At 67.2% G+C, this 12,052-nt stretch carries 15 protein-coding genes and 1 tRNA gene; 2 read left to right on the forward strand and 14 right to left on the reverse strand.

What is annotated here, in order from left to right:
* Positions 1 to 2: 2 nt before the first annotated feature.
* Entirely contained in the window at positions 3 to 722 is a 720-nt protein-coding gene (locus MJ605_RS04970; protein ID WP_425600968.1) for a CC0125/CC1285 family lipoprotein, read from the reverse strand.
* 192 nt (positions 723 to 914) lie between these two features.
* Entirely contained in the window at positions 915 to 1,388 is a 474-nt protein-coding gene (locus tag MJ605_RS04975) for a pilin (protein WP_243039930.1), read from the reverse strand.
* Between the two features lie 263 nt (positions 1,389 to 1,651).
* Between MJ605_RS04975 and MJ605_RS04980 the strand changes: the two genes are divergently transcribed.
* On the forward strand, positions 1,652 to 1,969 hold the full coding sequence (locus MJ605_RS04980) for an ArsR/SmtB family transcription factor (protein ID WP_425600969.1): 318 nt from the start codon (positions 1,652 to 1,654) through the stop codon (positions 1,967 to 1,969).
* Between the two features lie 46 nt (positions 1,970 to 2,015).
* On the forward strand, positions 2,016 to 3,074 hold the full coding sequence (locus tag MJ605_RS04985; protein ID WP_243039931.1) for an alkene reductase: 1,059 nt from the start codon (positions 2,016 to 2,018) through the stop codon (positions 3,072 to 3,074).
* A 105-nt stretch (positions 3,075 to 3,179) separates the two neighbouring features.
* Here MJ605_RS04985 and MJ605_RS04990 read toward each other — a convergent pair.
* From MJ605_RS04990 to ccmA, 12 genes are all read right to left on the reverse strand, one after another.
* A tRNA-Leu gene (locus MJ605_RS04990) sits at positions 3,180 to 3,265 on the reverse strand.
* 25 nt (positions 3,266 to 3,290) lie between these two features.
* Positions 3,291 to 3,869, reverse strand: a complete 579-nt coding sequence (locus tag MJ605_RS04995) for a cysteine dioxygenase family protein (protein WP_243039932.1) — start codon at positions 3,867 to 3,869, stop codon at positions 3,291 to 3,293.
* Between the two features lie 67 nt (positions 3,870 to 3,936).
* Positions 3,937 to 5,037 (reverse strand): homoserine O-acetyltransferase MetX, encoded by a 1,101-nt coding sequence (gene metX / locus MJ605_RS05000; RefSeq protein ID WP_243039933.1) that lies wholly within the window; start codon positions 5,035 to 5,037, stop codon positions 3,937 to 3,939.
* A complete protein-coding gene (locus MJ605_RS05005) occupies positions 5,034 to 6,083 on the reverse strand; it encodes a tetratricopeptide repeat protein (RefSeq protein WP_243039934.1) in 1,050 nt (349 codons plus the stop codon). Before MJ605_RS05005 ends, metX begins: the two co-directional genes overlap by 4 nt.
* The gene (locus MJ605_RS05010; protein WP_243040028.1) at positions 6,080 to 6,493 is read right to left on the reverse strand and encodes a cytochrome c-type biogenesis protein; all 414 of its coding nucleotides are present in this window, start codon (positions 6,491 to 6,493) and stop codon (positions 6,080 to 6,082) included. The genes MJ605_RS05005 and MJ605_RS05010 overlap by 4 nt, the downstream gene beginning before the upstream one ends.
* A 95-nt stretch (positions 6,494 to 6,588) precedes the next feature.
* The gene (locus tag MJ605_RS05015; RefSeq protein WP_243039935.1) at positions 6,589 to 7,134 is read right to left on the reverse strand and encodes a DsbE family thiol:disulfide interchange protein; all 546 of its coding nucleotides are present in this window, start codon (positions 7,132 to 7,134) and stop codon (positions 6,589 to 6,591) included.
* The gene (locus tag MJ605_RS05020; protein ID WP_243039936.1) at positions 7,131 to 9,104 is read right to left on the reverse strand and encodes a heme lyase CcmF/NrfE family subunit; all 1,974 of its coding nucleotides are present in this window, start codon (positions 9,102 to 9,104) and stop codon (positions 7,131 to 7,133) included. The genes MJ605_RS05015 and MJ605_RS05020 overlap by 4 nt, the downstream gene beginning before the upstream one ends.
* Positions 9,101 to 9,568, reverse strand: a complete 468-nt coding sequence (ccmE, locus tag MJ605_RS05025; protein ID WP_243040029.1) for a cytochrome c maturation protein CcmE — start codon at positions 9,566 to 9,568, stop codon at positions 9,101 to 9,103. The genes MJ605_RS05020 and ccmE overlap by 4 nt, the downstream gene beginning before the upstream one ends.
* 20 nt (positions 9,569 to 9,588) lie before the next feature.
* Positions 9,589 to 9,789, reverse strand: coding sequence for a heme exporter protein CcmD (ccmD, locus tag MJ605_RS05030; protein ID WP_243039937.1), 201 nt, complete (start codon positions 9,787 to 9,789; stop codon positions 9,589 to 9,591).
* Positions 9,786 to 10,550, reverse strand: a complete 765-nt coding sequence (locus MJ605_RS05035; protein ID WP_243039938.1) for a heme ABC transporter permease — start codon at positions 10,548 to 10,550, stop codon at positions 9,786 to 9,788. Before MJ605_RS05035 ends, ccmD begins: the two co-directional genes overlap by 4 nt.
* Before the next feature lie 5 nt (positions 10,551 to 10,555).
* Complete coding sequence (gene ccmB / locus MJ605_RS05040) at positions 10,556 to 11,242, reverse strand: heme exporter protein CcmB (RefSeq protein WP_243039939.1); 687 nt, start codon at positions 11,240 to 11,242, stop codon at positions 10,556 to 10,558.
* A gap of 140 nt (positions 11,243 to 11,382) precedes the next feature.
* Positions 11,383 to 12,021: a cytochrome c biogenesis heme-transporting ATPase CcmA gene (ccmA, locus tag MJ605_RS05045; protein ID WP_243039940.1), complete on the reverse strand. Its 639-nt coding sequence runs from the start codon at positions 12,019 to 12,021 to the stop codon at positions 11,383 to 11,385.
* Between the last annotated feature and the right edge of the window lie 31 nt (positions 12,022 to 12,052).

Here is a 12,052-nt window from a genome sequence, read left to right on the forward strand (position 1 = left end):
GGTCAGTTCTGGATGGCCCGCAACGGGCGGCACGAACCGCCATCGCAATCGATCACCAGCGTGAACGTCGTGCAGGAGGCCTGGAACGTCGAGCCGCCCGTCGAGTGGACTTCGGCGCAGCCCTGCTGCGACGCGATCTGCTGGGCGGAGCGGACGACGGCGGCAATGTCCTGCACGGGCGCAGCCATGGCCATCCTGGATGCGGGAGTCTCGTCGGTTGCCGCCGGATTCGAATGCACCACGATGGTGGTCGAGTCGACGGGGCCACCCTTCATGCCGTACTTGGCGCGGATCGAGCGCGCTATGAAATGCGCATCGAAAAGATTCATGCCGGCCACCGGCTCGCGGAAGCATTTCACCAGCAAGACGGTATTCGGCGTCACGATCGGCACGGTATTGGAAAAGGCCCACGCGCTGTGCCGGCCCCAGCCCGCCGTGCCGATGGTGGCCGAACTTACCGTGGCGCTGTCGGCCTCGTTCATCACGCCGAAGTAATGGCAGCCCAGCTCCAGCGACTTGTCCGCCGCCCGCAGGATGGCGAAGTCCGAGGCGCGCTCCGCGCTGGTGAAGCCATTGCCGGCGAAATCGATCTTGAAGGTATCCGGCGACAGCGCCGTCTCGCTGAAACCGCCGCCAAAGCCCTTGGACTGATACGCCGTGGCGCAGCCGCCAAGCGCCAACGCCCATGCAAGCACGCAGGCGCGCACGATCCCCGTATTCATGGCTTCCCCCCTGGTTGCCTGGCTGGACCTCGCCGCTCGGCGAATCCATGCGCCGAACCTAGCAAACCAGGGCTACGCACCGTCACTGGCCAAATGGCCTCGGCTGGGTAGGTGGGGCGAGCATGCGCGGATCAATGGGCAGCCCATACGGACGCGAGCGGACCAAGCCGGAAACGTTGCTCAGCCGATCCGTCAGCCTCGACAATTGCTGGGCAGATACTTCATGAGCTGGGTGTCGGTGATGTTCGGGTTGTTGCACGTCCAGGAGATCGAGCCCTGGCTGGTTACCGCCGACAGGCCCAGTTGAAGGGTGGCGATGTGCGAATTGGCGTGTTGCGCACCCGTGTTATCGAAGCGTATAAGGATCATCCCTTGCCGTTCGGTCGCGTTGACGTGGCTGACGTACTTGCCCGAGATCAGCGAATCGTTGGGCAACCCCGCGGATGCCTGCGTCGAAGGAAAGTGCCCGTAGTTCGAGTAGTACTCGACGATGGCGGTCTTGGAGCCTTCCGCCAGCTCGAAGCCTTCGGCGACCTGCGAGCGGATCACATAGTCCTGGTAGGCCGGGATCGCGATAGCCGCGAGGATGGCGACGATCGCCACCACGATCATCAGTTCGATCAGCGTAAAGCCGGCTCCCTGGCGGGCCGTGGCTGGGTGCTTCATGGGATTCCCCCTGTGGAATACCGATGGCCTGAGCGCAGACCGGCGCCAAGTTTGCCTGAACCGCTACGTCAAAATGGGTGAAGGAGCACGCTTTTAGGCGGCGAGGGGAAGCATGGCAAGGTGTGCCTGCCGCAGGTGCATATCGTATTTGTACGATATATGATTCGCCGCATGACGATATACGACGCGGGTCCATCGAGACCGAAACCGCCGGGCGCATTGCACCCGGAAGGTTCGGTGCCCTCGTGCCCGATGCCTGCCCCATGCCAGCCCGTCTGACCCCCATGGACATCGACGCGATCCACAAGGCGCTGGCCAATCCGGTCCGGCGGGACATCCTGCAATGGCTCAAGGAGCCGGAGTCCCATTTCCCCGAGCAGGCGCATCCGATCGCCTATGGCGTCTGTGCGGGCCAGATCCATGGTCGTTGCGGGCTGTCGCAGTCGACGGTGTCGGCGCATCTGGCGACCCTGCAGCGCGCCGAACTCGTGACCACGCGTCAGGTCGGGCAGTGGGTGTATTTCAAGCGTAACGAAGACGTGATCCGGGCCTTCCTGGCCCATATGAACACCGGTCTCTGAGGCGCTAGCCGGACCGGGCAATCCCCGCATTCATTGGAAACGACACATGGCGAATCTTTTCGACCCCATCCAGATCGGCGACCTGACCCTGAAGAACCGCATATTCATGGCGCCGCTCACGCGCTCGCGCGCTGGCGAGGCGCGCGTGCCCAATGCCCTGATGGCCGAGTACTACCGCGAGCGCGCGTCCGCTGGCCTGATCCTGTCCGAGGCGACCTCGGTGACACCGCAGGGCGTCGGCTATGCCAACACGCCGGGCATCTGGTCGGACGAGCAGGTGGAGGGCTGGAAGCTGGTGACGAAGGCGGTGCATGAGGCGGGCGGCAAGATCTTCCTGCAGCTGTGGCACGTCGGCCGCATTTCCGATCCGATCTTCCTCAACGGTGAATTGCCCGTCGCGCCCAGCGCGATCGCGGCGAAGGGGCACGTGAGCCTGGTGCGTCCGGAGCGTCCCTACGTGACGCCACGCGCGCTCGACACCAGCGAAATCGCCGGTATCGTCGCGGCCTACAAGAAGGGCGCCGAGAACGCGAAGCGTGCCGGGTTCGACGGCGTCGAGATCCATGGCGCCAACGGTTACCTGCTGGACCAGTTCCTCCAGGACAGCACCAACCAGCGCACCGATGCCTATGGCGGCCCGATCGAGAATCGTGCCCGCCTGATGCTGGAAGTCACCGATGCCTGCATCGAGGTATGGGGCGCCAACCGCGTCGGCATGCACCTCGCGCCGCGCCGCGATGCCCATTCGATGGGCGACTCGGATCCGCTCGGCACGTTCGGCTACGTCGCCAAGGAACTGGGTAAGCGCAAGATCGCCTTTATCTGCGCACGCGAGGCCATCGGCGACGACAGCCTGGGTCCGCAGCTCAAGAAGCTCTTCGGCGGACCCTACGTCGCCAACGAATCGCTGACCAAGGAGACCGCCCAGCAACTGCTCGACCGTGGCGACGCCGATGCGGTCGCCTTCGGCAAGCTGTTCATCGCCAACCCCGACCTGCCGTTGCGCCTGGAACGCGATGCGCCGCTCAATCCCTGGGTATCGCAGACGTTCTATGCGGGCGGCGCGGAAGGCTACACGGATTATCCGTCGCTCGAAGTCGCCTGAGGCTTCGTTTCATGCCCGGAAAAGGCGCCAGCTTGCCTGGCGCCTTTTTCTTTCTTCGGTGGTGCTGCGGAAACGAAAAAGGCGCCACAAGGGCGCCTCAAACATTGGTACCGGTGATAGGACTCGAACCTACACTCTGTCGCCAGAAGCGGATTTTGAGTCCGCCGCGTCTACCATTCCGCCACACCGGCATTGCAGCCGTCGATTATGCCGGGTTCAGTGGACGGGGTCGAGTCCCAGCTGGCGGTCGGCGCGCTGGTAGTGGTCGTGGTCCAGGGGCTGGAAGGTGGCGCAGTGGGTCATGGGGCCGGAGTAGATGTGCAGGCTGACCGCCACGGCGTCGTCGCTGGGGTTGCGGATGGTGTGGTACTCGTGGGGCGGGATCAGGCTGCCGGCGGAGCCGGGGCCGGCCTGGATCGAGCCCACCGGCTGGAAGCGGTAGTAGCCGTCCTCGTCGGCCAGGCGCTCGTACTGCACCACTTCCAGCGCGCCGCTCCAGACACCTTCCACGCACCACATGCCGCAGTGATCGTGGATGGGCGTGCCCTGGCCCGGGCCCCAGGTCATCGCCACCACGCAGTAGCCGTGCTGTTCGCTGCGGTACAGTTCGCGGCGGGCGTAGCGGCCCTCGGCGGTCTCGAACACGCAGTCCGGCAATTTCACCTCCTGGCTGCGAATCAGTTTGCACAGGCTGTTGCGCAGGCTGTCGGTGACGGCGCGGGTATCGTCCTGGACCACGGCGGCGTCGATGGCGTCGATCAGTTGGCGGGAACCGGGGAAGTCGAGGGTGAGCATGGCGTTCTCGGGCTGCGGTGCTGCCGGGCCATCTTAGCAGCGTGAACCCAAGGGCGCCGAAGGCCGTTCAGAGTTGGCCGAGAAAGCCGCCGATGGCGCGGCTGTAGTTGGGAATGTCGACCAGGAAGGCGTCGTGGCCCTGCGGCGAGTCGAGCGCGACGAATTCCACCTCGGCGCCCGCAGCGCGCAGACCGTCGGCGATCTGTTCCTGCTGCTCCAACGGGAACAGGATGTCGGTGCTGACGCCGATCACCATCGCCTTCTGGATATGGATGCGCTTGAGGCCTTCCATCACGCTGCCGTTGCCGTATTCGGCGATGTCGAACCAGTCGCTGGCGCGCGAGAGATAGAGGTAGCTGTTGGGGTCGAAGGTGTGCACGAAGCGTTGCGCATGGCCTTCCAGGTACGACTCCACCTCGAATTCCAGGCCGAATGGGTTGTCGTCGCGCCGTTCCGGGTCGAGGCGGATGCGTGCGAAGCGGCCGTTCCATTCCATCGCGGAGCGGTAGGTGATGACGCCGAGCTTGCGCGCGATGCTCATGCCGGCCTCGGGATAGTGCTCATGGTCGTAGTGGCCGTTGTTCCAGTGCGGATCGAGCCGGATCGCCTCGCGCTGCAGCGAGCGGATGGCGATGGCGAACGGCTGCGCCTGCGGTGCGGTATCCACGCTGATATGGGCACGCACGCTGCCCGGGTGCAGCACCATGTAGGCCAGCGCGCTCATGCCGCCCATGGAGCAGCCGATCAGGCAGGCGAGCTGCCCGATGCCCAGGCCGCTTACCGCGGCGTGGGCGGCGTTGGCCACGTCTTCCAGCGACAGCTCGGGAAAATCGAGCCGGTACGGCTCGCCGGTCGCGGGGTTGATCGAAGCGGCGCAGGTGGAACCCTTGTCGCTGCCCAGCGAGTTCACGCAGATGACGAACCAGCGGTCGGTATCGATGGCCTTGCCGGGGCCGATCATCGCTTCCCACCAGCCGGGCGAGGGATCCTCGGCGTTCGAGGCGGCATGCGCGCTGGGCGAGAGGCCGGTGAGGATGAGGATGGCGTTGTCGTGCGCCAGACTCAATTCGCCCCAGGTTTCATAGGCGACGCGGGCGCCGTGGAGTTCTCCGCCGCGCTTCATCGCAAAGGGCGAGGGCAGGGCGAAGTAGCGGCGCGCGTCGGTCATCGGTGAACCTTGTCGATGCTGATCTTGATCGGCGTGTGCGTGTCCACGGCCACCACGCCGGCATCGCCCTCCAGGTCGCCTGCCTGGGCGATGGCCTGGCCGCTCTTGCTGATGCGGGCGCCGACGAACACGCGCTGCGCCGAGGATAGTTTGAACTGGGGCGTCATGCCCATCGCATCGGTGAGCGTGACACTGGCGGGCAGGGTGTTGGCGTCCAGCCGCGCCACCGCCAGCGGCATCGGCGGGCCCTGCTCGGCGCGCGCATAGACGAACAGCGTATCGCCCGGGGCGAGCCTGTCCTTCAGCGCGGGCGACAGCGAGACCTGCACTTGCAGGGCGGGGCCCCTGGCTTCGTCGTTCGCGGGCTTTTCTGGCGTGGACGGCGTGCCACCGTTGGCGCGCGCGTCGGCGACGGCGATCTGTTCGGCCACGGCCTTGGCCACGTTGGAATCCGGGTCGAGCTGCGGTTGCAGTTGGCGCCAGGTAGCGGCCGCTTCGGTATAGCGGTCGTGCTGGAACTGGCTGATGCCCAGCAGCCACAGGCCGCGCTGGCTCTGCGGGTCGAGCTTGACGGCGCGTTCCAGCAGGTCGAGCGCGCGGCCTTCGATGCGGTGGTCGTCGCGTAGCATCGAGTCGGTCTCGGCCCAGCCCACCATGGCGGCGCTGTTGTTGCCGTCCAGGCCCAGCGCGCGGTCGTAGGCGTCGCGCGCCGCGGCCGGCTGGCGCATCACGGTGTAGGTCTGGGCCAGCAACAGCCAGCCTTGCAGGTCGGTGGGCTGCTGCGCCAGGTGCGCCTTCAGCTCGTCGACGGCCTGGTCGATGCTCATGTTCTGTTGGCGCGGCACGCCGTTGAGCGCTACCGGCGTGCCCACCGCGAGGTAGAGTCCCACTGCCGCGATGGGCAACAGCAGGGCCAGCGCCAGGGCCAGGACGAACACACCGCGCGAGCGGCCTTGCGCTCGTCCGTGACGCAGCAGCGGCAACAGCAACAGCAGCAGGGCCACGGCGATCATCACCGCGGCGATCACAAAGAAAGCCAGCTTCACCAGTCGTCCCCTTCGTCGGCCGGCCTGTCGTGAGCGACGGCGGCGGTGGCGCGTCCGCGCCGGCGCACCGTGACCACCACCGCAAGAGCCCCGGCGATCAGTATCGCCAATGGGCCGAACCACAACAGCAGCGTGCTGGACTGCACCGGCGGGTCGTACAGCACGAAATCGGAATAGCGGTCGACCAGGTACTGCTTGATCTGTGCGTCGCTCTTGCCCTGCTGCATCAGGTCGAACACCTCGTGGCGCAGGTCGCGCGCCAGGTCGGCGTTGGAATCGGCCAGGTTCTCGTTCTGGCAGACCAGGCAGCGCAGCTCGCGCGTGAGGTTCTGGAAGCGGACTTCCTGCGCGTGGTCCTTGAACGGCAGCGGGTCGATGGCCTGGGCGAACGACACGCCCGCGAACAGCATCAGCGCCACCTGTAGGAGCGCACCCAGGGCGCGATTTCGGCGATGACGCAGCGCGCGGCTGTCGCGCACAGGGGGCGCTCCCACAAGGAGCCGGGTCATGGAGCGGGCTCCTTGGCCAGCGCCGCGATGGCAGGCTTCAGTTCCCTGGCGATCACCTCAGGTGTCAGCGGGCCGATGTGCTTGTAGCGGATGACGCCCTTGCCATCGACCAGGAAGCTTTCCGGCGCGCCGTACACGCCGAAGTCGATCGCGGTGCGGCCTTCCTGGTCGGCGATCACCAGGTCGTAGGGATTGCCATGCTGGGCCAGCCAAGCCTTGGCGTCCTCCGGTGCGTCCTTGTAGTTGTAGCCGACCAGGGGCACGCCGATGGCCTTGCCCTGGGTCATCAGCACCGGGTGTTCCTCGCCGCAGGCGATGCACCAGCTGGCGAATACGTTGATGAGGTAGGGCTTGCCCAGCATGGCCTCGCGGCTCACCGTCCGCGCGGGATCGTCCAGCCTGGGCAGCACGAAGGCCGGCGCGGGCTTGTCGATCAGTGGCGAGGGCACCTCGCGCTGGTCGTGCTGGGTGTTCCACCAGATGCCGAAGCCGAACAGCGCCACCAACAGGAGAAAACCGAGGAAAGGCAGCAGCCGGCTCATGCGCGCGACTCCCGCAGCGCCGGCAGCGGCTCCGCTGCCGACTCGACCGCGCGTTTGGCGCGGAAGCGCCGGTCGGCGGCGGCGAAGAAGCCGCCCAGCATCATCAGCAGGCCGCCGGCCCAGATCCAGCGCACGAACGGTTTGTCGTACAGGCGCAGCGCCCAGGCGCCTTCGGGCTGATTGCGGTCCATCGGCTCGCCCAGCGCCACGTAAAGATCGCGGAACAGGCCGGGATCGATCGCCGATTCGGTCTGCACCTGGCCGCGCGAATAGGTGCGCTTCTGCGGGTGCATCACGGCGATCTCGCGGCCATCGCGCAGCACCGTCACCATGCCCTGGTCGCCCTGCCAGTTCGGCCCCTGGGTCTGCTGCACGCCGTCGAAGCGGAAGTCATAGCCGCCGATGCTGGCCACCTGGCCCGGCGCCATGCGCACGTCGCGTTCCACGCTCAACGCATTGGTCAGCAGCACGCCCGCCAGGAACACGCCCACGCCGGCATGTGCCAGCAGCATGCCGGCCATCTCCGCCGGATAGCGGCGGCCGGCCGGCATCTCGCGCCAGCGCTTGGCCACGTAGAGCAGGGTGCCGACGATGCACCACACCGCGGCGGCGGTACCGGCGATGGCTTTGGATTCGCCGTTGGTGAGCAGGCCCGCCACGATGGCGCAGGCGACCGTGGCAAGGCCGGCACGCCACAGCAGCTTCTTCAGCACCGGCATGTCGCTCCTGCCCCAGCGCAGGTAAGGGCCGAACGGCAGCAGCACCACCACCGGGATCATCAGCAGGGTGAACAGGAAGCCGAAGTAGGGCGGGCCCACCGAGACCTTGCCCAGGTTCAGCGCGTCGCCTACCAGCGGGAACAGCGTGCCCAGCAGCACCATGGCGGCGGCCACGGTCAGCATCAGGTTGCCGATGAGGATGGCGGTCTCGCGCGACACCACGCCGAACGGCTTGCCGCCGGCCACCTTGGGCGCGCGCAGCGCATACAGCAGCAGCGAGCCGCCCACCACGATGGCGAGGAAGCACAGGATGAACAGGCCGCGCCGCGGATCGGAGGCGAAGGCGTGCACCGAGGTGAGCACGCCCGAGCGCACCAGGAAGGTGCCCAGCAGCGACAATGAGAAGGCGAAGATGGACAGCAGGATGGTCCAGGCGCGCAGCCCGCCGCGCTTTTCCGTCACCGCCTGCGCGTGGATCAGCGCCGCGCCCACCAGCCACGGCATGAAGCTGGCGTTCTCCACCGGGTCCCAGAACCACCAGCCGCCCCAGCCCAGTTCCGCATAGGCCCACCAGCTGCCGGCCACGATGCCGGCGGAGAGGAAGCCCCAGGCCACGTTGGTCCATGGCCGCGCCCAGCGCACCCAGGCCTGTTCCAGCTCGCCGCCCAGCAGCGCGGCGATGGAGAAGGCGAAGGCCACCGAGAAACCCACGTAGCCCATGTAGAGCACCGGCGGGTGAAAGGTCATGCCGGGATCCTGCAACACCGGGTTGAGGTCGCCGCCGTCCGGCGGCATCGGCAGCAGGCGCAGGAACGGGTTGGAGGTGAACACGATGAAGGCGAGGAAACCCACTGCCACCAGCCCCAGCACGCCCAGCACGCGCGAGACGAACACCTCGGGCAGGTTTCGGCTCAATGCAGCCAGCGCCAGCGTCCACAGGTTGAGGATGAAGATCCACAACAGCAGCGAACCCTCGTGCGCGCCCCACACCGCGGCGATGCGGTAGTACCAGGGCAGGGCGAGGTTGGAGTTGTCGGCGACGTACTGCACCGAGAAGTCGAAGCGCAGGAAAGCCCACACCAGCAGCGCGAAGGCCATCGCCACGAACACCGCCTGTCCGGCGGCGGCGGGGCGGGCCACCGCCATCAGCGCGCGGTTGCCGCGCCAGGCGCCAAGCAGCGGCAGGATGCCCTGCGCCAGCGCGAGCAGCAGGGCGAGGATCAGGGCGAGCTGGCCGAGTTCGGGGGTCATAGCGGCTTGTCCTGTCCGGCTTCCTCGTTCACCTGCTTGCCGGCGTGCGCCTTGGCCATGGCGTCCTTCAGCTCCTTGGGCATGTAGGTCTCGTCATGCTTGGCCAGCACCTCGGTGGCGATGAAGCGGGCGTTGTCCATATGGCCGGTGGCGATCACCGACTGGTTGTCGCGGAACAGGTCCGGCAGGATGCCGGTGTATTCGACGGGCATCGTGCCGCTGGCATCCACCACGGTGAAGGTGACCTTCAGCGAGTCGCTGCTGCGCTGGATCGAGCCGGCCTTGACCATGCCGCCCAGGCGGAAATTCTTGTAGCTGCGCGCCTCGCCCGACTGCACCTGGCTCGGGGTGAACAGGTAGTTCATGTTCTGCTGCAGGGCGAATACGGTCAGCCCCACCGCGACGGCGGCGGCGGCGATCACGAGAAGGACGATGGTGAGCCTGCGCTTGCGGGTGGGATTCATCATGGTTGGGTGAGTGCCCCTCAGGGTGATGAAGGGTTGCGTTGCTGGCGCGCGGCCTGCCGTGCCAGGCGGCCGCGCAGCTCGCGCAGGTTGCGCCGGCGGCGCAGTCCCGGGCTGAGGTAGTCGGCGACCAGCACGACGAAGAACACCGCATAGGCCGGCCACACATAGGCGGCATAGCCGCCCATGGCAAGGAAGTGGTCCCAGGAGAACGACGTCATCGGCGGCCTTCCTGCGCGCTTTCGGCGATCTGGCGCACCCAGTCCTTGCCGCTTTCCATCGCCAGCAGGTCCGTGCGCACGCGGCCGAACAGGCTGGCGACGTAGTAGCACTTGGTGGCGACCATCATGGTCAGCAGCGGCCACAGCATGTCGCCGCTGATCTTGGAGGGGCCGAGGATGCGGATGGTGGAGCCCTGGTGCAGGGTGTTCCACCAGTTCACCGAGAAATGCACGATCGGCACGTTGATGATGCCGATGATGGCGAGGAAGGCCGCGGCGCGCGCGCCCTGGCGGCGGTCCTCGAAGGAGTGGTACAGGCCGATCACGCCCAGGTACAGGAACAGCAGCACCAGCTCGGAGGTGAGGCGGGCGTCCCAGGTCCACCAGGTGCCCCACATGGGCTTGCCCCACAGCGAGCCGGTGACCAGGGTGATGAAGGTGAAGGCCGCGCCGATCGGCGCCGATTCCATCGCCACCACCTCCGCCAGCTTGATGCGCCACACCAGCGTGATGAACGAGGCCACCGCCATCACGCCGTAGATGAACAGTCCCATCCAGGCGCAGGGCACGTGGATGAAGATGATGCGGTAGGCATCGCCTTGCTGGTAGTCGGCCGGCGCCAGCACCAGGCCGCCGTACAGCGCGATGGCGCCCAGCAGCAGGGCCAGCACCAGCGCCCAGGGGCGCAGGGCACCGGCGAAGCGGTAGAAGTTCGGCGGCGAGCTGAGCTTGTGCACCCAGAGCGGGATCCAGTTGGCCATAACGTTCAGGCGTCCAAGGCAATGCGGAGTGCGGCGGCGCAGGCCAGCGGCGCCAGCACCAGGGCCATGACCAGCGCGGCCCCCAGCCAGGCGATGGGCGCAAGCCACGGCAGCCCTTGTTGTGCCGCGGCGACGGCGCCGGCGGCGAAGATCACCACGGGGACGCACAGCGGCAGCAGCATCAGTGCCAGCAGCATACCAGAGCGCCGCGTGCCGGCCGTCAGCGCCACCAGCACCGCGCCGAGCAGGCTGAGCAGCGGCGTGGCCAGCAGCAGTGCATACAGCAGCACCGGCATCACCGCCGTGGGCAGGTGCAGCATGGCGGCCAGCAGTGGAGCGATTACGATCAAAGGCAGCGCGGTGGTAATCCAGTGAGCCAGGATCTTGGTGCCCAGCATCAGCGCCAAGGGTTGCGGCGAGAGCATCAATTGTTCCAGCGAGCCGTCCTCGATGTCGCCGCGGAACATCGCATCCAGCGCCAGCAGCATGGCCAGCAGCATGGTCACCAGCACCACGCCGCCAGCGATGCGCTGCAGCAGGGCCTCCTCGGGGCCCAGCGCGAACGGGAACAGGGTGACGACGATCAAGGCGTACAACACCGGCATCACGATGTCGCCGCGGCGACGCCAGGCCAGGGTGAGATCGCGGCGCAGCACGGCGGCGCAGGCGGTGGAAAGCCGAGGGCTACTCATGCGCCCCCGCATGCTCTGCTCCCTTCCCTGCCTGGCAGGGGAGGGCTGGGCTGGGGGCATCCAAGAGGTTGGCGAAAGGGCTCATCCCCTCCCAGCCGCTCCCTGCGCGCCGGAGGCGCACCATCGACACATCCCGAGTGCTACGCATGCATGCGCACCCGGGTCGGCTCGCCATCGAGGAAGCTCACCGCGCCATGGCTGGTCACCAATGCGGCGCCGCCCTCGGTGGCATGCATCGCCAGCAGGCGGTTCACCAATTCGATGCCGGTGCGGTCGAGGTTGGCGTAGGGCTCGTCCAGCAGCCACAGCGTGCCCGGCAGCAGCAGCAGGCGCGCCAGCGCGGCGCGCTTCTTCTGGCCGGCGGAAAGGCGGCGCACCGGTTCGTCCTCGTAGCCGGCAAGGCCGATGTCGGCCAGCACGCCGGGTACGTCGCGGCCCGCACGGGTGCCATAGAGGCCGGCGGCCACGGCGAGGTTCTCCCGTGCGCTGAGATCGGCCTTCAGGCCCAGGTGGTGCCCGAGGAACAAGGTATCGCCCAGGTGTTCCGTCCGGCGCCAGGGCTGGCCGCGCCAGCGCAGCTCACCCTCGTCCAGGTGCAGCAGGCCGGCAAGGATGCGCAGCAGGGTGGTCTTGCCGCTGCCGTTGTTGCCCTCGACCAGCGCCACCTCGCCCGCATGCAGGGAAAAGTCCAGCGGCCCGAACACGGGCTCGTCCTGGCGATGGAAGGAAAGCGCCCGCGCTTCCAACAGAACCGGGGCAGTGGCGGACAGGGAGGTCATCGCGCGATTGTCCGCAATGGCCGACAGGCTT

The sequence above is a fragment of the Dyella sedimenti genome, from assembly GCF_022760995.1.
Classification (GTDB): Bacteria; Pseudomonadota; Gammaproteobacteria; order Xanthomonadales; family Rhodanobacteraceae; genus Dyella; species Dyella sedimenti.

Excerpts from the sequence above, each read along its gene's own strand:
- MJ605_RS04970 (WP_425600968.1), bottom strand. The coding sequence starts at position 722 with ATGAATACGGGGATCGTGCGCGCCTGCGTGCTTGCATGGGCGTTGGCG.
- MJ605_RS04975 (WP_243039930.1), bottom strand. The coding sequence starts at position 1,388 with ATGAAGCACCCAGCCACGGCCCGCCAGGGAGCCGGCTTTACGCTGATC.
- MJ605_RS04980 (WP_425600969.1), top strand. The coding sequence starts at position 1,652 with ATGCCAGCCCGTCTGACCCCCATGGACATCGACGCGATCCACAAGGCG.
- MJ605_RS04985 (WP_243039931.1), top strand. The coding sequence starts at position 2,016 with ATGGCGAATCTTTTCGACCCCATCCAGATCGGCGACCTGACCCTGAAG.
- MJ605_RS04995 (WP_243039932.1), bottom strand. The coding sequence starts at position 3,869 with ATGCTCACCCTCGACTTCCCCGGTTCCCGCCAACTGATCGACGCCATC.
- metX (WP_243039933.1), bottom strand. The coding sequence starts at position 5,037 with ATGACCGACGCGCGCCGCTACTTCGCCCTGCCCTCGCCCTTTGCGATG.
- MJ605_RS05010 (WP_243040028.1), bottom strand. The coding sequence starts at position 6,493 with ATGCTGTTCGCGGGCGTGTCGTTCGCCCAGGCCATCGACCCGCTGCCG.
- MJ605_RS05015 (WP_243039935.1), bottom strand. The coding sequence starts at position 7,134 with ATGAGCCGGCTGCTGCCTTTCCTCGGTTTTCTCCTGTTGGTGGCGCTG.
- MJ605_RS05020 (WP_243039936.1), bottom strand. The coding sequence starts at position 9,104 with ATGACCCCCGAACTCGGCCAGCTCGCCCTGATCCTCGCCCTGCTGCTC.
- ccmE (WP_243040029.1), bottom strand. The coding sequence starts at position 9,568 with ATGAATCCCACCCGCAAGCGCAGGCTCACCATCGTCCTTCTCGTGATC.
- ccmD (WP_243039937.1), bottom strand. The coding sequence starts at position 9,789 with ATGACGTCGTTCTCCTGGGACCACTTCCTTGCCATGGGCGGCTATGCC.
- MJ605_RS05035 (WP_243039938.1), bottom strand. The coding sequence starts at position 10,550 with ATGGCCAACTGGATCCCGCTCTGGGTGCACAAGCTCAGCTCGCCGCCG.
- ccmB (WP_243039939.1), bottom strand. The coding sequence starts at position 11,242 with ATGAGTAGCCCTCGGCTTTCCACCGCCTGCGCCGCCGTGCTGCGCCGC.
- ccmA (WP_243039940.1), bottom strand. The coding sequence starts at position 12,021 with ATGACCTCCCTGTCCGCCACTGCCCCGGTTCTGTTGGAAGCGCGGGCG.